This window comes from Bradyrhizobium tropiciagri (genome assembly GCF_018130505.1).
Taxonomy (GTDB): domain Bacteria; phylum Pseudomonadota; class Alphaproteobacteria; order Rhizobiales; family Xanthobacteraceae; genus Bradyrhizobium; species Bradyrhizobium tropiciagri_B.
The window spans coordinates 78,759-95,695 of the sequence record NZ_JAFCKH010000002.1; the positions used below are offsets into that span (position 1 = coordinate 78,759).

General features: G+C 63.3%; 18 protein-coding genes. 12 read left to right on the top strand and 6 right to left on the bottom strand.

Features of this window, described 5'->3' with window-relative positions:
• Nucleotides 1-2 precede the first annotated feature (2 nt).
• Together JQ633_RS35395 and JQ633_RS04725 are read right to left on the bottom strand one after the other, a co-directional pair.
• Nucleotides 3-335 carry an enoyl-CoA hydratase-related protein gene (locus JQ633_RS35395; RefSeq protein ID WP_211982967.1) on the bottom strand — a complete coding sequence of 111 codons (333 nt, stop codon included), beginning with the start codon at nucleotides 333-335 and terminating at the stop codon, nucleotides 3-5.
• Nucleotides 332-1,528 (bottom strand): CaiB/BaiF CoA transferase family protein, encoded by a 1,197-nt coding sequence (locus JQ633_RS04725; protein WP_211982969.1) that lies wholly within the window; start codon nucleotides 1,526-1,528, stop codon nucleotides 332-334. Before JQ633_RS04725 ends, JQ633_RS35395 begins: the two co-directional genes overlap by 4 nt.
• A 105-nt stretch (nucleotides 1,529-1,633) precedes the next feature.
• On the opposite strand from JQ633_RS04725, the gene JQ633_RS04730 reads away from it, so the two are divergent.
• From JQ633_RS04730 to JQ633_RS04740, 3 genes are all read left to right on the top strand, one after another.
• A complete protein-coding gene (locus JQ633_RS04730; protein ID WP_211982971.1) occupies nucleotides 1,634-2,509 on the top strand; it encodes a LysR substrate-binding domain-containing protein in 876 nt (291 codons plus the stop codon).
• A gap of 272 nt (nucleotides 2,510-2,781) precedes the next feature.
• Nucleotides 2,782-4,161: an MFS transporter gene (locus JQ633_RS04735; RefSeq protein ID WP_211982973.1), complete on the top strand. Its 1,380-nt coding sequence runs from the start codon at nucleotides 2,782-2,784 to the stop codon at nucleotides 4,159-4,161.
• A gap of 147 nt (nucleotides 4,162-4,308) precedes the next feature.
• A complete protein-coding gene (locus JQ633_RS04740) occupies nucleotides 4,309-5,697 on the top strand; it encodes an NAD-dependent succinate-semialdehyde dehydrogenase (RefSeq protein ID WP_211982975.1) in 1,389 nt (462 codons plus the stop codon).
• Nucleotides 5,698-6,540: 843 nt separating this feature from the next.
• Here the strand turns inward: JQ633_RS04740 and JQ633_RS04745 are convergent.
• A complete protein-coding gene (locus JQ633_RS04745) occupies nucleotides 6,541-7,563 on the bottom strand; it encodes an LLM class flavin-dependent oxidoreductase (RefSeq protein ID WP_211982976.1) in 1,023 nt (340 codons plus the stop codon).
• A gap of 218 nt (nucleotides 7,564-7,781) precedes the next feature.
• On the opposite strand from JQ633_RS04745, the gene JQ633_RS04750 reads away from it, so the two are divergent.
• The 8 genes from JQ633_RS04750 to JQ633_RS04785 all read left to right on the top strand — a co-directional run bounded on the left by JQ633_RS04750 (nucleotide 7,782) and on the right by JQ633_RS04785 (nucleotide 13,616).
• The gene (locus JQ633_RS04750; RefSeq protein ID WP_211982978.1) at nucleotides 7,782-8,240 is read left to right on the top strand and encodes a hypothetical protein; all 459 of its coding nucleotides are present in this window, start codon (nucleotides 7,782-7,784) and stop codon (nucleotides 8,238-8,240) included.
• Nucleotides 8,241-8,622: 382 nt separating this feature from the next.
• On the top strand, nucleotides 8,623-9,069 hold the full coding sequence (locus JQ633_RS04755; protein ID WP_433995625.1) for a GDSL-type esterase/lipase family protein: 447 nt from the start codon (nucleotides 8,623-8,625) through the stop codon (nucleotides 9,067-9,069).
• 18 nt (nucleotides 9,070-9,087) lie between these two features.
• The gene (locus tag JQ633_RS04760; RefSeq protein WP_211982982.1) at nucleotides 9,088-10,077 is read left to right on the top strand and encodes a tripartite tricarboxylate transporter substrate-binding protein; all 990 of its coding nucleotides are present in this window, start codon (nucleotides 9,088-9,090) and stop codon (nucleotides 10,075-10,077) included.
• 242 nt (nucleotides 10,078-10,319) lie between these two features.
• Nucleotides 10,320-11,330: a phosphate ABC transporter substrate-binding protein PstS gene (gene pstS / locus JQ633_RS04765; RefSeq protein WP_211982984.1), complete on the top strand. Its 1,011-nt coding sequence runs from the start codon at nucleotides 10,320-10,322 to the stop codon at nucleotides 11,328-11,330.
• A 171-nt stretch (nucleotides 11,331-11,501) separates the two neighbouring features.
• Entirely contained in the window at nucleotides 11,502-12,203 is a 702-nt protein-coding gene (gene minC, locus JQ633_RS04770; RefSeq protein WP_211982985.1) for a septum site-determining protein MinC, read from the top strand.
• Between the two features lie 20 nt (nucleotides 12,204-12,223).
• Nucleotides 12,224-13,039 carry a septum site-determining protein MinD gene (gene minD / locus JQ633_RS04775; RefSeq protein WP_211982987.1) on the top strand — a complete coding sequence of 272 codons (816 nt, stop codon included), beginning with the start codon at nucleotides 12,224-12,226 and terminating at the stop codon, nucleotides 13,037-13,039.
• The gene (gene minE, locus JQ633_RS04780; protein ID WP_211984096.1) at nucleotides 13,039-13,323 is read left to right on the top strand and encodes a cell division topological specificity factor MinE; all 285 of its coding nucleotides are present in this window, start codon (nucleotides 13,039-13,041) and stop codon (nucleotides 13,321-13,323) included. Before minD ends, minE begins: the two co-directional genes overlap by 1 nt.
• Nucleotides 13,320-13,616: a hypothetical protein gene (locus tag JQ633_RS04785; RefSeq protein WP_211982989.1), complete on the top strand. Its 297-nt coding sequence runs from the start codon at nucleotides 13,320-13,322 to the stop codon at nucleotides 13,614-13,616. The genes minE and JQ633_RS04785 overlap by 4 nt, the downstream gene beginning before the upstream one ends.
• 110 nt (nucleotides 13,617-13,726) lie before the next feature.
• Here JQ633_RS04785 and JQ633_RS04790 read toward each other — a convergent pair whose 3' ends face one another.
• Nucleotides 13,727-14,530 (bottom strand): NAD-dependent protein deacetylase, encoded by an 804-nt coding sequence (locus JQ633_RS04790; protein ID WP_211982991.1) that lies wholly within the window; start codon nucleotides 14,528-14,530, stop codon nucleotides 13,727-13,729.
• Nucleotides 14,531-14,730: 200 nt separating this feature from the next.
• Between JQ633_RS04790 and JQ633_RS04795 the strand changes: the two genes are divergently transcribed.
• Nucleotides 14,731-15,069 (top strand): c-type cytochrome, encoded by a 339-nt coding sequence (locus JQ633_RS04795; RefSeq protein WP_211982993.1) that lies wholly within the window; start codon nucleotides 14,731-14,733, stop codon nucleotides 15,067-15,069.
• Nucleotides 15,070-15,089: 20 nt separating this feature from the next.
• On the opposite strand, the gene JQ633_RS04800 is transcribed toward JQ633_RS04795, so the two are convergent.
• Both JQ633_RS04800 and JQ633_RS04805 read right to left on the bottom strand, forming a co-directional pair.
• Nucleotides 15,090-16,253, bottom strand: a complete 1,164-nt coding sequence (locus tag JQ633_RS04800; protein WP_249158831.1) for an Ig-like domain-containing protein — start codon at nucleotides 16,251-16,253, stop codon at nucleotides 15,090-15,092.
• A 213-nt stretch (nucleotides 16,254-16,466) separates the two neighbouring features.
• Nucleotides 16,467-16,931 (bottom strand): Lrp/AsnC family transcriptional regulator, encoded by a 465-nt coding sequence (locus JQ633_RS04805; RefSeq protein ID WP_211982997.1) that lies wholly within the window; start codon nucleotides 16,929-16,931, stop codon nucleotides 16,467-16,469.
• Nucleotides 16,932-16,937: the final 6 nt, after the last annotated feature.

Here is a 16,937-nt window from a genome sequence, read left to right on the forward strand (position 1 = left end):
CGCTATGATAGGAACTTCCGTTCCAAAGAGGCCTTCGCGAGTTTCTGAAGGGTTCGACGATAACGTTCGATGATTTCCGCGGGGCTACCCGCCATCAGGCCTTGCTTTGCCAACATGTCTTTGACGTTGCCGCCGGCGCAGAACGCTGACCCCGCCCCGGTCAGCACGGCCACCCTGATGGTCGGATCGCCATTGACTGCTTCCAGACAATAGATGAGTTCCTCGCACTGCTCCGGCCGACTGAGCGCGTTGCGCGTCTCGGGAGCGTTCAGTGTGATCGTCAGGACGTTTGCCTTGCGTGCCGTAGTGACGAACGGTAGCGGCGCGTTGGTCAAGATCTGTCTCCCGTGAAAACGATGCCATCCGAAATGAGCGAGTCGATCTCTGCCGCCGTGAATTCGAAGCGCGCGAGAATGTCGCGCGAATGCTCCCCTACGAGTGGAGGAGGACTGGCAGGAGGCGCCGGTCCATCGAGGCCGAAGCCTGGCATGCGAAAACGACCCGCTGATGCATGCTCGATCTCGATCTCGATGCCGCTTGCGGCATATTGGTCCGAGCGCGTGACGTCCTCGTAGTTCGCTACTGGAGCGACGATGATGTCCGCTTCTTGCAAGAGAGCCAACCAATGCTGTGTCGGTTTCGAGCGAAAGACGGAATCGAGAGCGGCGCGCAATTCGGCTCTATGACTGACGCGATCGCGGTTCGTCGCAAATCGTCGATCGGACAGCAGGTCGCAACGCCCGATGACCTGGCATAGACGCTGCCATCGCGGTTCCTGGTAGGCGGCGATCATGATCCAACCGTCGCTCGTTGGCACGGCCTCGTTGAGAGCTGCGTAGGGCGCTGCACTCCCCGTGGGTTGAGGAGGCTCTCCGGAGCCGAGATATCCCGCCAACGTCAACTGCTGGATCATGAGCATCGAGTTGTAGAGGCTGATATCGAGATGGCTCCCCTGTCCGGTGACGTCGCGTTTGCGCACGGCGCTGAGGATCGCAATCGTGGCGAACATGGCAGCTGTCATGTCGGCGAAGGGGAGCGGCACTTTTCCGGGGGTGCCATCCGGTCCTTTGATGATGCTCATGATCCCGCTCGCGGCTTGCAGGATGCCGTCTACGCCGGGGCGTTCGCGCCACGGTCCATGTTGGCCAAAAGCCGACAGCGAGCAGGTGATCAGGGCCGGCTGCAGGAGGCTCAGGCTTGCATGATCGATCCCGAGTCGTTCAGCGACTCCGGGTCTGAAATTTTCGATCACGATGTCGACCTTTCGTACGATCCGTCTGACGATGTCGATGCCGTCGGGCTTCTTCAGGTCGACGCACAGGCCAAGCTTGTTGCGGTTCGAGGTCAGCGCGGTCAGGCTCTCCTGCCGCTGCCAGGGCGGTCCGAGGCGGCGGGCAAGTTCCCCGCCCGGCGGTTCGACCTTGATGACCGTCGCACCCAGGTCCGCCAGCCACATCGCGGCGACGGGCCCCGCGATGAGTTGGCCGAAGTCGAGCACGGTCAGGCCCGAAAGCGCGTCGGTAAGCATGGGCGGACGATCCTCTATTGCGCGGTTTGTTCTGTGTTGTGTCGCCGCCTTGCAGGTGCGGCACAATCGAGTAATCTTTCTCAACTGTTGAGTTTTGGGACGAAGATGCGCGATCTGCCGCCTCTGAATGCCTTGGCCGCCTTCGAGATCGTCGCGCGGACCGGAAGCGTGCGGTGTGCTGCGGACGAGTTGTCCGTCACGCCGGGCGCTGTGAGCAGGCAGCTCCGTGCGCTCGAGGATCATTTTGGCGCGTCGCTCTTCGCACGCCACGGACGCGGGCTGGTCCTGACGCCGCTGGGAAGGGCGTACTTCGAGCGAGTGGCCACGCACTTTGATGGATTGCGGCGCGCGAGCGCGCTGCTGCACAGTTCATCCGGCCGTTCGGTTCTGCGGATACGGTCTTACACCACGTTCGCTACACGGTGGCTCATTTCGCGGCTCTCTCAATTTCAGCTTGCGCATCCCGATATCGACGTGCGTCTCACGACGGCGTCCGAGTGGGCCGAGTTGGGTGAGTTCGACGCAGCGATCAGACTTGGCGACGGGAAATGGGCCGATTTCGATGCAACGCCTCTCGTGCCAAACATGCTGAGGCCGGTCTGTAGCCCGGTTCTCCTGAAGAAGATGGGAGGCAGCGGCGCCGGGGACCTGCGCAAGCAGACCATCTTTCTCGTACGAGCGCGTCCGGACGACTGGGCACTTTGGTGCGAAAGTGCAGCGATCGACTTTGCGACGTTTACTCGGCGGAAGGAGATGGAGAGTTCGGCGTTGGCATATTTGGCTGCCATCGAGGGGCGCGGCGTCGCCCTTGCCCAGACTGTTCTGGTCGATGACGAACTCCGTACCGGCTCGCTCGTGCCTGCTCACGATCACGTTCTCGATCGGGCCAAGTTCACCTATTACCTGGTTTCCGATCAGAGATCGCAAAAGCAGGAAACATTGGCGCGCCTGCGCCGCTGGCTCGGTCCGAGCGTACTCTGATCGATCGTTTCCTTCGGCTCAACAGTTGCGCAAGTTTACTCGCTGGTCCTTCCTCAGCGTACGGCTACCTTGCTCGGGCAAGTGAAAATCTTGTTCGCGAGGCGACGCTCTAGACCAGCGAAGCCGGCACTCGGAGTTCACGTACCGGCCAATTTCGTGTTTCCGCGATCAGGCTGAGACGGTGCATCGATTGCCGAAAGCGCAGTGGCGCCCTTCGCGCGGTGATAAATTGAAGGGAGGAGTCCGGTATGCCCGCTGGTCGTTCAAGGACGATGTCGACCATCGTATTTTCTTCCAGCCTCGGCACGATGCTGGAGTACTACGATTTCTTCGTCTACGTCGCGCTCACTCCGGTACTGGCAAAACTGTTCTTTCCGGTGACGGATCCCGCGGCCGGCGCGCTGATTTCGGCCGCAGGTTTCGGCGCCGCGTTTCTCGCGCGCCCCATTGGGACCCTCATCTTCAGCCCGATGGCGGACAGGGTGGGACGCAAGAAGACGTTCATCATCACGCTCACGCTCATGGGCGTCGCGACCATGCTGATGGGATGTCTGCCCGGCTACGGGGCGGTTGGCCTGGCCGCCCCCTCGGCCTTGTTGGCGCTTCGGATCACCCAGGGGATCGCCCTGGGAGGAGAATATGGTTCGGCCGCGGTCTATGTGATGGAGCACGCACCTCCGCGCAAGCGCGGCTTCTTCACGAGCGCGCTTCAAAGCACAGCCGCATTTGGGTTGCTTGTGGCGATCGTCCTCGTCACGGCGTTGAAGTTCGGTCTCAGTCCCGAGAATTTCGAGAGCTGGGGTTGGCGAATTCCATTTCTCATTTCCGCGCCCATTGTCGTAGTCGCAATCGCGATCCGCTTGAGCATGGATGAGACCCCCGTATTCACGAAGCTTCAGCAATCGGGGCAGCTAACGACGTCTCCACTCGCGGAGACACTCAAGAGCAGACAGTCGTGGAAAGGGATCCTGCTCGCGATTTTCGGCGCGCAAGGCGGCACCTCTGTCTCGTTATATACTTCAATCGTCTACATGCTCTTCTTTCTTCAGAACGTGCTCAAGATCGACGCGACGACGGCGAACTTGTGCGTTGGCGTCGCCGTGATCGTGGCCACGCCTTTCTACCCCGCATTCGGCGCGCTCTCGGACAGATGGGGCCGCGCAAGAACAATGCTGACTGGCATCGTGCTCTGGATGCTGGTCGCCTACCCAGCCTTCGCGCGAATCAGTGGCGCTGCCCAGCATGAAGCGTGGGGGGAGGTGGCGACTCTGATCAGTGTGCTCGCAATCTTGACCGCTATGATCATGGCGCCGTTGCCGGCGTTCATCTCCGAGTGCTTCCCCCCTCAAATGAGGGCTACTGGATTCGGTTTGGCGCAGCAGCTCGGGAACGTCCTGTTCGGTGGCTTTCTGCCTCTGATATCGCTGTCGCTCGTGAATTGGTCGGGAAATCCGTTGGCGGGTGTCATTTATTCGATAGCTTCGCTGATTCCGTGCGCCTTGGTTACATGGCTGTGGGCGATCAAGGCCGAGAATGCTTCAACTGTAATCGGTGAAAGTGACTCTGCGCCCGAACCACACAAGGCTTCCTTTCCGCCGATGACGTCGGAGATCCACGCCGCAGCAGCGATGCCTTATTCAAAGGCGGACTGAATCAATTTCGCGGCGAGCTTGGGGCTCGCCAGCGAAGGACGCCGAAAGTTTACCGTGGGTTTTACTCGGGTGGCTTTGTAGTGCGTCAATCGCGCGAGCCAAACGCACGGACCGAAAGACTCAATCAGATCCAGAAAAGGAAGAAAGATGATCAAGGTTTTCAACCCGGCCGATGGCACTGTCGTCGGCGAAGCGCCCGAGATGACACTCGGCGAGGTGAAAGCGGCAGTCGATCGAACCTGCGCCGCGTTTCCGGTCTGGTCGCGCACGCTCGCGAAGGAGCGAAGCGACCTCCTTCGTCGATGGTTCGAGCTCGTCAGAGACGACAAGCGCATGTTTGCCGAAATCATGGTCAAGGAGAATGGCAAATGTCTATCTGAAGCCGTGGGCGAGATCGATTATGGACTCGGCTTCGTCGAGTGGTATGCTGAGGAAGCCAAGCGCGTGTACGGCGATACGATTCCGACGCACGCCAGCAATGCCGTGGTTCTTGTGGTCAAGGAGCCGGTCGGTCCGACGGCAGCGATCACGCCATGGAACTTCCCGTTCATGATGATCACTCGGAAGATTGCGACCGCGCTTGCCGCCGGCTGCACGATGATCATCAAGCCCTCGGAAGAGACGCCGCTCACGGCCTACAAGCTGCTGGAATATGCGCGGAGAGCCGGCATTCCCGAGGGCGTCTTCGAGATGGTAACCGGAAATCCGAGAGAAATCGGCGAGGTCTTCACGAGCGATTCGCGCATCCGCAAGATCTCGTTCACGGGATCCACCGCCGTGGGCAAGTTACTGGCGGCCGCTTGCGGCAAGGACCTCAAGAAGATGACGCTCGAGCTGGGCGGCAATGCGCCCTTTATCGTCTTCGACGATGCCGAATTCGATAACGCCGTCGCCGGCATCGTCTCGGCGAAGCTTAGGAATTCCGGCCAGGTCTGCATCTCGCCCAACCGCATCTATGTGCAGAGTGGCATCCATGATCGTTTCGTCACTGCGGTCAAGGAGAAGGTCGCGGAGATCCGTGTCGATCAGGGCCTGCAGGAGCAGTTCGTGGTCGGTCCGATGGTCAACAAAGCGGGCTACGACAAGGTTGTCGAGCTCGTGGAGGGCGCGAGGAGGAGCGGAGCCAAGGTGGTGCTTGGCGGCAAGGCACACGAAAAGGGTGGCCTGTTCTATGAGCCAACCATTCTCACCGAACTGGATGATGGCATGAGGGTAGCCCGGACCGAGATCTTCGGGCCGGTCTTCTCCATTTACCGCTTCGAAACAGAGGAAGAAGTGTTGAAGCGGGCGAACAGCACGGAATATGGGCTCGTCGCCTACGCCTACACGCGTGCACTCGGCCGGGCTTTCCGCCTGTCCCGAGAAATTGAGGCCGGAATGGTGATCCTGAACTCGGGTTCGGTAGGTACCGCATCTGTCCCGTTCGGAGGTGTCAAGCATTCGGGCTACGGCCGCGAGGGCAGCTACTACGGAATCGAGGAATATTTGGAGGTCAAATACGTGCTCATGAGTGGCCTTGGCCGCGAGGAACCATAGGAGGTGTGCTACCGGATTGAATGGAAGTTTTGGACAGGACCTTTTTAAGTTTCGGGCGGGCGCTCTCCGCGGCGTGATTCTGAAGTTACCGTTTGTCGGAAGCGCCCCCCGTTTGCGGCCGTAGCCCTAACCGTGGGTCTTGGTCTGGAAAGGCCAAAGAACGCTTATCTTTTCAATAGGGATTGACTGACACTCTCTCCGCCATTCTGTACTCACCGCTTTCATCGGGGCGGGTGATTGCCAGCAGATTTGGCGACAGGGACAGCAGCTTCTTGCTCTTATCTTACTCGGTCCAGGTGCGGTCTCCGCACTGCTCGCATTCAAACGTATGAATGACGACCCCGCTTTCCGTTTCCATGATCGTTCTGACGAGGGTGAGCCTCAATCCGCAGAAGCGGCAATCATGATGTGATCGGTCCGCGACGGTGGCGATCTTCTCGGCTCGAAATAGATCCACGGTGGTCGCGCTATCGTCTTTGGAAGTGGGAACTGATCTTGCATTTCGGGCATGCGTTGCATTTACATTCGACTGGCGGGGTGCTCGACCAGCGCCGGTCGCCCATGTAAGCCATCGAAGGAAGCCCGTCATTCGCGACGGGTTCAGGGCCAGGGCATAACTCGCCTGAAGCTTACGGCGATTTACGTTCGCGCGGTGTGGCGCAATCCACACTGTGGACAACAATGCAGCATCAGTGGAACACGCACTTATAGTGTTCTTGCCAAGCGCCTTGCACGCTGCGAGTGCAGCCGCTCCCACTTAGAAGCAGGCTCACGGAGTCGATTGCAGCTGTCGAGAAGCGGCGACCACCAGCAAACGCCACGCGCGCTCCGATCGCGACGATCTCACCGCCACCCGAGCGCCGGCGCCACATGGGTCAGGATCGCCTCGATCACATGCGCGTTGTAGGCGACGCCGAGCTGGTTCGGCACCGTCAGCAGCAGCGTGTCGGCCTCGGCGATCGCCTCGTCCTTCTTCAGCTGTTCGATCAGTGCATCGGGCTCGGCGGCGTAGCTGCGGCCGAAGATGGCGCGGGTTTGCGGGTCGATGAAGCCGATCTGGTCTTCCTCCTCGCGACCGCCACCGAAATAGGCGCGGTCGCGATCGTCGATCAGCGCGAAGATGCTGCGGCTCACCGAGACGCGCGGCTCGCGCGTGTGGCCGGCCTCCTTCCAGGCAGCGCGGTAGGCGCGAATCTGCGCGGCCTGCTGGATGTGGAAGGCCTCGCCGGTCTCGTCGCTCTTCAGCGTCGAGCTCTGCAGGTTCATGCCGAGCTTCGCGGCCCAGACCGCGGTCGCGTTGGAGCCGGCGCCCCACCAGATGCGCTCGCGCAGACCCTTTGACGTGGGCTCGAGCCGCAGCAGCCCGGGCGGGTTTGGAAACATCGGCTGCGGATTGGGCTGCGCAAAACCTTCGCCACGCAGCATGTCGAGGAAGATCTGGGCGTGACGCCGCCCCATGTCGGCATCGCTCTCGCCCTCGGCCGGCTGATAGCCGAAATAGCGCCAGCCATCGATCACCTGCTCGGGCGAGCCGCGGCTGATGCCGAGCTGCAGCCGCTCGCCGGCGATCATGTCGGCGGCGCTGGCGTCCTCCACCATGTAGAGCGGATTCTCGTAGCGCATGTCGATCACAGCGGTGCCGATCTCGATGCGGCGGGTCTTCGCGCCGACCGCGGCCAGCAGCGGGAACGGCGAGGCGAGCTGGCGCGCGAAGTGATGGACCCGGAAATAGGCGCCGTCGGCGCCGAGCTGTTCGGCGGCGACGGCGAGCTCGATCGATTGCAGCAGCGTATCCGCGGCCGAGCGGGTCTGCGATTGCGGGGAGGGCGTCCAGTGCCCGAACGAAAGGAAGCCGATTTTCTTCATTGGGGCAGTCTACCGATATGCGGATGGCTTTGCGATCATCTCGATGATCCCATGGCCGTGATGTGTTCGATCTGGGTCGCATCGACCGATCTTCTCAACCATTCCTCAAGCATCCCGCGCGGGAAATGGCCATTCCTGGGCGATTCTATCGCGAAGTGGCCAGGAGGCGCCTATGTTTGATAGGGGCGCAGCTGCGTCCGTGTGTCGTGGTGATGTCAATGAGGCTGTTGCAAAGGCTGCGCTACGCCGACAAGTACGGTCGCGATCCGAGCCAGGCCATCCGCTTGCTCTGGTTCTTCGTGATGTTCCTGACACCATGGGGCGCAGTTGGCTACGCGTGGCTATTCGATCTCAAGCATGGCAACGCGCAGGATGTGATCCGTGTGCTCTGGATCCTTTCCGCCTCGCTGGTCGTGAGCGTGGCCTGCGCAATTGGAGCCCCGCTTCAGTCCTTCGATGAAGCGCAATGGATCAGGATAGCGCGCACGCATCTGTGCTTTGCCATCGTCAATACAGTCTGTCTCGCGATCCTCTTTCAGCATCACCCTGCGGTGCTGCAGGCCTGCCAAACGGCCTCCGGGTGCGGCGACTATCCCGTGGCCTTGTTGGCGATTACAGGCATGTTCTACTGCTACGCCGTCTTTTGTTACACGATCGACCTGATCTATTCCGGCTAGGCCCGCCCGGTCGTGGGTGCTGGCACCCGGCGCGGAACGAATAGCCGTGTATCCGACTTATGGGCGTATGAAGGCATTTCATTTGACCCAAGGCGGAGTCGCCGTCGGCGTCGCGCTTGCGATCACGCTGTTCGCGGCCGCCTACTACGGGTATCTGGCCTGGCTCCTGGTTTCGCCGGATTGAGACTGCGCGAGCCCTTATTCGTCAGAAGCCGTCCGATATTCCGCGCCCTCGCGCCTCACCGACACGCTGGCGTCTCGGCCCGGCTCCATGCATTCTGGTGCCCCAAGTCAACAGCATCGGGCGGGGCGCGACATGAGATTACAGGCCAATTGGTTCCGGGCGCTGGCAAGTATCGTCCTAGCGGCAGCCTCCCTGGCCGTGGGGGTTGCGCTGGCCGAGGCTGCCACCATCGTGGCGCTCGGTGCCAGCAACACCTACGGCAAGGGCGTGGCGCGCGGCGAGGCCTATCCGGCGCAGCTCCAGGCGATTCTCAGCGCGAGGGGCAAGCGGGTCCGCGTCGTCAATGCCGGCATCAATGGCGACACCACCGAGGGCATGCTGCGGCGGCTCGACAGCGTCGTGCCCAACGGCACGAGCCTCGTGATCTTCCAGCCCGGCGGCAACGACCGGCGCAAGGGCAGTCCGGACCGCAGCGGCGAGATCCAGAGCCGCCTCGCTTCGCGCGGCATTCCTGTCGTCGTGATGGGCAACGACATGCTGCGCGGCCTGCCGCATCAGCCGGACGGCGTGCATTTGACGCCCGAGGGCTATCACATGCTCGCGGAGGCCATCGCCCCGCGCGCGGCAGCCGCGATGGGCCGCTAACGTAAAGCCAAGGAGCGAATGTTGCCGGAGATTTCCCGCCGCCCGTTTCTGCAGTTCGCGCTCGGTGCCGCGACGCTGCCATTCGCGTCCGCCGCCAGGGCGGAAACCTTTCCCGCGCGCCCGATCACCATGATCGTGCCGTTCGCGGCGGGCGGGCCGACCGACGTGCTGGCGCGGATCATCGCCGAATACATGCGCGCGAGCCTCGGCCATCCCGTGGTGATCGAGAACATCACCGGCGCCTCGGGCACGGTGGCGGGGCTGCGGGCGGCGCGCGCGGCCGCCGACGGCTACACCATCACGATCGGACACTGGGGCACGCATTGCCTCAACGGCGCGATCTACCAGCTGCAATATGACGTCCGCGAATTCGCCCCCGTCGCGCTGATCGCGAGCGGGCCGCAGCTCATCATCGGCCGGCCGGACCTGCCGGCGCAGAATCTGAAGGAGCTGGTCGGCTGGCTCAAGGCCAATGGCGGCAAGGCGACGTCAGGCACCGCGGGCCCGGGCTCCGGCGCGCATGTCGCCGGCGTGTTCTTCCAGCAGCTGACGGACACGAATTTCTCCTTCGTGCCGTATCGCGGCGCCGGCCCGGCGCTCAACGATCTGATGGCCTCCCATATCGACATCATGTTCGATCAGGCCTCCAACTCGCTGCCGCAGGTGAAGAGCGGGACCGTGAAGGCGTTCGCGGTGACCGCATCGTCGCGGCTGGCATCGGCGCCGGAGATCCCGACCGTCGACGAGGCCGGCGTGCCGGGCCTCTACATCGCCTATTGGCACGGCATCTGGGCTCCGAAGGGCACGCCGGATGAGATCGTCTCGACGCTGTCCAAGGCGGTGATGGCCGCGCTCGCCGAGCCCGCGGTCGTCAAGCGCTTTGCCCAGCTCGGCCAGGAGATCCCGCCGCCGGACAAGCAAAGTCCAGCCGCGTTGCGCAGCCATCAGGCCGCCGAGGTCGAGAAGTGGTGGCCGATCGTGAAGTCGGCCAACATCAAGGCGGAGTAGGCGGGTACTCTCTGCTTCGCATCGCCGTATCGCGCACGGATTCGTGACCATCGCCGCGACCTGCGCGATCAACGACAAACTATTCGCAAGCAACGGTTTTGCCGCCGCTCGGACTTTTGAAGTAAGCCGAAGGTCCGGTGCCTCCGTCATCCAACTGTCATGGGCGTTCGGAACAACGTGCGCACGCTCTACGCGAGCATTTCAATGACGCGAGCTCCTCGCGTTCCCCCACGGAGATCACCATGAAATTCGTCAAGACTGTGCTAGCCGCCGGCCTGGTGGCGATGGCGTCGCCAAGCTTTGCAACCGACATCACCGGTGCCGGCTCCACGTTCATCTTCCCCGTCCTCTCCAAATGGGCCGACGCCTACAAGAAGGATTCGGGCAGCGGCGTGAACTACCAGTCGATCGGCTCGGGCGCCGGCATCAAGCAGATCGAAGCCAACACCGTGACCTTCGGCGCCACCGACGCGCCGCTGAAGTCCGACCAGTTGCAGAAGGATGGCCTCGCGCAGTGGCCGATGATCATGGGCGCGATCGTTCCGGTGGTGAACATCGACGGCGTGAAGGCCGGCGATCTCGTGCTCGACGGTCCGACGCTCGCCGACATCTATCTCGGCAAGATCACCAAATGGGATGACGCGGCGATCAAGAAGCTGAACCCGAAGGCGAAGCTTCCGTCGGAGGCGATCTCGGTGGTGCATCGCGCGGACGGTTCGGGAACGACCTTCAACTTCACCGACTATCTGAGCAAGGTCAGCGCGGACTGGAAGAGCAAGGTCGGCTCCGGCACGGCGGTCGAATGGCCGGTCGGCGTCGGCGCCAAGGGCAACGAAGGCGTCGCGGGCAACATCGCGCAGGCCAAGAACTCGATCGGCTATGTCGAATATGCCTACGCCAAGCAGAACAAGCTGACCTTCACGGCGCTGATCAACAAGGCCGGCAAGACCGTGCAGCCGACCAACGCAGCGTTCCAGGCCGCCGCGTCGAACGCCGACTGGACCCACGCGCCCGGCTACTATCTGATCCTGACCGATCAGCCCGGCGAGAAGTCCTGGCCGATCGTGGCGTCGACCTTCATCCTCCTGCACAAGGACGCGGCCGACAAGGCGGCCTCGAAGGAAGCGCTGAAGTTCTTCAAATACGCCTTCGAGAAGGGCGGCAAGAGCGCCGAGGAACTCGACTACATCCCGATGCCCGACAGCGTCGTGAAGCAGATCGAGAAGACCTGGGCCGCCGACGTCAAGAGCTGAGGCTCTCCTTTTCAAGACTCTCTACCGAAGGGCCGGCGTCGATGGACGCCGGCCTTTTTGTTTGGCCCACAGCGCCATCTCAAATCCGTGAAAACACCCAGCTCTGTTAACCATTGGTTAACCATGCGGGCCGATTGTTAACCATTCGACAAGACAACTGAGTCAGGGGCGATGGACGCAACTCAACAGGCCGTACGTCAGCAGGTCCGCATGCGCGGCCGTTCCTATGTTGCGTTCGTGTTTTCGCCCGTCGTGCCGATCGTGTCCTGGCTCACCGAGATCGACGAGACCCTGGCGAAGTCGCCGGGCTTCTTCACCGGCAAGCCAATCGTGCTGGACCTGTCGGCCGTCGACCTCAGCCAGGCCGCGATCGCGCACCTCGTCGGCAGCCTTGGCGAGCGCAACATTCGCATCCTCGGCATCGAGGGCGTCGAGGAATCCAAGCTTGCCGCCAACATGCCGCCGCTTCTGACCGGCGGCCGGGCCTGCGCGATCACCACGGTCGAGCCGCAGCCCAAGCCGGTCAAGCCCAAGGACAACAAATTGCCGTCGCTGCTGCTGGAGAGCCCGGTGCGCTCCGGCCAGTCGATCGTGTTCGCCGAGGGCGACGTCACCGTGCTCGGCTCGGTCGGCTCCGGCGCCGAGGTCGTGGCGGGCGGCTCGATCCACGTCTACGGCACGCTGCGCGGGCGCGCGATGGCCGGCATCAACGGCAATTCGTCGGCCCGCATCTTCTGCCAGAGGATCGAGGCCGAACTGCTCGCCATCGACGGCTACTACCAGACGGCAGAGCAAATCTCGGACAGCTTGCGCAACCGGCCCGCCCAGGCGTGGCTCGAGGGCGAAATGCTGCGCATCACTGCATTGAACTGATCGACCAAAAGGAGATGAGAATGGCCAAGGTGTTGGTCGTAACTTCAGGAAAAGGTGGGGTCGGGAAGACAACATCCACCGCCGCGCTCGGCGCGGCGCTGGCGCAGCTGGGGCAGAACGTCGTCGTCATCGATTTCGACGTCGGTCTGCGCAACCTCGACCTCGTGATGGGCGCAGAACGGCGGGTCGTGTTCGACCTCATCAACGTGGTGCAGGGCGTCGCCAAGCTGCCGCAGGCGCTGATCCGCGACAAGCGGCTCGAGAATCTCTGGCTGCTGCCGGCCTCGCAGACCCGCGACAAGGACGCGCTGACCGAAGACGGCGTGCGGCGGGTGATCGCGGATCTCAAGACCAAGTTCGACTATATCCTGTGCGACAGCCCGGCCGGCATCGAGCGCGGCGCGACGCTGGCGATGCGCTACGCCGATGAGGCCATCATCGTCACCAATCCCGAAGTGTCGTCGGTGCGCGATTCAGATCGCATCATCGGCATGCTGGATTCCAAGACGGTGCGCGCCGAACGCGGCGAGCGGGTCGAGAAGCATCTCCTGGTCACTCGCTACGACGCGGCCCGCGCCGCGCGCGGCGAGATGCTGTCGATCGACGACATCCTGGAAATCCTCGCGACGCCGCTGCTCGGCATCGTTCCGGAAAGCCAGGACGTGCTGCGTGCCTCCAATGTCGGCTGTCCGGTCACGGTCAACAATGCATCGAGCGCGCCGGCGCGGGCTTACATCGACGCGGTGCGCCGGCTGATGGGCGAGTCCATCGACATGACGGTGCCGGTCGAACGCAAGGGATTTATGGACCGGCTGCTGCGACGGAGGGCGGCATGATGAACGTAATGCGGCTGTTCGGCGGCCGCGCTGCATCGGCGCCCGTGGCACGGGAGCGGTTGCAGATCCTGCTCGCGCATGAGCGCGGCCAGGGTAGCGGTAAGGGATCCGATCTGCTGGAGTTGCTGCGCGGCGAAATCCTCGCCGTGGTTTCCAAGCATGTCGATATCGATCCCGACAAGGTCGTGATCCGGATGGAGAGGGGCAAGTTCGTCTCGACGCTCGAGGTGGACGTCGAGGTGCCCAATGGCGTGCAACGATCGAAGATGGTGGCGGCCACATGACGGCAGACAGCAACAGTCACATCGCCTGGCAGCGCGCGCAGCTGAAGAAGTTGCGCGCGGCGTTGAAGGCGGTCGAGGCGGATCAGCTCGGCAAGGCCAATTGCGGCCGCGCGACGCAGATGACGATCGACGAATTGCAGCGCAAGATCGGCGAATCCGGCCGCTGCATCGCCGAATACGAGCGCCGCACCCGCCGCCCGCTGGCGACCGATCGCGGCAGCCTCACCAGCGTCAGCTGGGACCACTGGAACGCCAACCTGCCGATGGCCAGGCCGCAGCGGCACCGGGCCTAAGGACTCTCGTGTCCGTCATTGCAAGCGTAGCGAAGCAATCCATCCCTCCGCATGCGCGGTGACAATGGATTGCTTCGCTGCGCTCGCAATGACGTTGAGAGGGCCGCGCCCTACAGCAAGAACGCCAGCGCCGTTTTGCAACTGTCCTCGACCTTGAGCGTCAGCAACTCGTCGGCGCGGGTGCGGCCGAGATTGACGGCGGCGATCGGCAGGCCGCGCTCTCCTGCCATCCGCACGAAGCGGAATCCCGAATAGACCATCAGCGAGGAGCCGACCACCAGCATGGCGTCGGCCTGCGCCAGATGATCCTGTGCGGTGGCAACGACGTCGCGCGACACGTTCTCGCCGAAGAACACCACGTCGGGCTTCAGCACGCCGCCGCAGGCCGCGCAGGCCGGCACCTCGAACGAAGAAAAATCCTGCTCGAGATCGGCGTCGCCGTCGGGCGCATCCGCGGCATCGAGCGCGAGCCAGGCGGGATTGCGACGCACCAGCTCGTTCTGAAATTCCTCGCGCGGCGTCGTTGCGGAGCAGCCGAGGCAGCGCACCACGTCGAGCCGTCCGTGCAGGTCGATCACTCGCCGGCTGCCCGCGGCCTGGTGCAGGCGGTCGACATTCTGGGTCAGCAGCAATTCGCTGCGGCCCTGTTCCTCGAGCCTCGCCAGCGCGCGATGCGCGCCGTTCGGCGCGGCACGGCCGAACCGCCGCCAGCCGACCATGCTGCGCGCCCAGTAGCGCTGCCGTGTGCCGGCGTCGCCCAGAAACGCCTGGATCGTGACCGGCCGCGTCCGCTTCCAGTTGCCGTCGCTGTCGCGATAGTCGGGAATCCCGGAATTGGTGCTGCAGCCGGCCCCGGTCAGGACAAACAGGCGCTGGTGGCTGTCGATGAAATCCTGCAGGGCGGGATGTCGCATGGCCCCACATCTAGTGCGGCCCGTGCCGATGCGCCAGATGCTGGGGTATCGCGACAGGACCTTTCACGGCGCCCCTGCGTTGACGGCATGCCACGCGTGGCGGCACTTGCACGCAAGCCGCTGCGCCTCACGCAAATGCGTCGCCGAAGAGGTGATCCATGCGGCCAGGATTGATTGTCGCAACATGCGGAATGACGGCCATGCTGCTGTCGGCGGGCAGCGCGCAGGATGCGGGCGTCTCGGGCGAGCAGGCGTTCAACAATTCCTGCCGCACCTGCCACACCGTGAAGGACGGCGACAATCGCGCCGGCCCGAACCTGCACAACATCGTCGGCCGCAAGGCCGGATCGGCGCCGAACTATCGCTATTCCGAGGCGATGAAGTCCTCCGACATCGTCTGGGACGAAGGCAAGCTGCTGCGCTTCATCGAGGATCCCGACGCGCTGGTGTCCGGCAACGGCATGAAGCCCTACACCGGCGTGCGCTCGGAGGAAGAGCGCAAGAGGATCGTCGCCTTCCTGAAATCGCCCGGAAAGTGACCTTCGGCGGAATGCCGCTCTCACTTTGCCGGCACGACGAAAACCTGGCCGGGATAGATCAGGTTCGGATTGCGAATCTGCTGCATGTTTGCCCGATAGATCACGGCGTAACGTTGTCCGGCCCCGAACGAGCGCTGGCTGATCCGCCACAGGCTGTCACCGCGGGCCACTGTAGTGGTCGTGATCTTCGGCACGGTCACAGCGGAGGCTGACTTCACATCAGACAAGGCGGTGTCCGCCGTCGCGGTGAGTTGCGGCGTAGCTACGTCCGCACTGCCGGACGAGGCCGGCGATGCCGACGTCGATGCGGTCCTGGTCGTGTCCGGAACGTTGAACGGCACCTCGGCACGCGCACGGACCTTGCCGGAACCGGGATCGACGTCGTCGAGCCGCACCTGATAGCTGCCGGCGGTTACGCCCTTGTTGATCGTGACCGACAGCTGCCCGGCCTCGTCGGCAGTGGCGGATGCGATCAAGCTGCCGTTGAGATAGAGCCTGACGGTCGCGCCGGGAGCGGCCCGACCGCTCACATGGAGATTGCCATCCGGTCCGGCCTCGATGGCCGCAACGGCCACTTTCCCGACAATCGACGGCGCGGCCACCGGTTGCGATAGCAGCTTGACCGGCTTGTCCGGCGCCATCAGCGCCACCATCGGCTGCTCTCTTGCCGCGGCCTCGAGCGCCACGGCTACGCTCTGCTTGGAGGTCACCTGCTTGCCGTCACGCGTGATGCGCAGGGTCAGGTCATGGTTTCCCGGCGGAAGCGGGCGCGGGACCATGACGAACTGGCCGGATTTGTCGGCTACCACGCGATCGTGTACCTCGCCATTGCGCAGCAATTCCACCGTTGCGCCCGGTTGCGCCCGGCCGGCGACGACGGTCTCGCCGGTCGGTGCGACGTTGACGACGTCGAACTCCGGCACCGCGTCGCCGCCTGGTGCTGGCGACGGCCCTGCCAGCACGTCGGCCAGGGCCGCTGTCTCGGTTTGCGCCTCTGCCAACGGAGTCTTTGCCAGCGAAGTCTTGTCCCGGCCTTGCGCGGGATCGGCTGGCACCGTGGCCATCAGATGCGTGTTCGCGCCGAGGATTTGCTGAGTTTGGCGGATGCCGAAGACGAGAGCCGCCGTGCCGCCGGCGGCAAGTGCCAGCAACGGAATGGCCAGTCGTATCGTCGTGGCGTTCATGATTGCCATCCGCGGATGTCCGCGCGGCTTCGCAGCCCGGGACGAAAACTGCTCCGGTTTGCGCTACCCATCAAGTCGGATGAAAGGATTACTTCTCTCGGGTAGTCCGGCTGACCTGGCGGCTCATCGCGAGCGGGCCGCGCGATTATATCGGCTTCGCGAAAGCCAGACGGATGTTCTCTCGGGGATCGTGACTGACGGATCCGTGCCGGCTCAAAACTCCAGCGCGGCGTTGTCGACCACTTCCTTCATCACGAAGAAGGTGCGGGTCTGCCGCACGCCGGGCAGCGCGATCAACTGGTCGCCGTGGATGCGCTTGAAGTCGTCGACGTCGCCGGCGCGGATCTTCAGGAAGTAGTCGAAGTCGCCGGCGACGAGGTGGCAGTCGAGCACGCATTTCAGCTTTGCCACCGCCTGCTCAAAGCTCGCAAAGCTTTCCGGCGTCGAGCGGTCGAGCACGACGCCGACCATCACCAGCGTGCCCTTGCCGAGCTTGCGCGGCGCGACCATGGCGCGGACGCCGGCCACAAAACCCTCGTCGAACAGCGCCTGCGTCCGGCGGTGACAGGTGGCGGGGCTGACGCCAACCTGCTCAGCCAGCTCGGCATTGCTGAGCCGGCCGTTCTTCTGCAGCAATCTCAGCATCTTGAGGTCGATACGGTCGAGCCGGGCAGGCATGGAAGA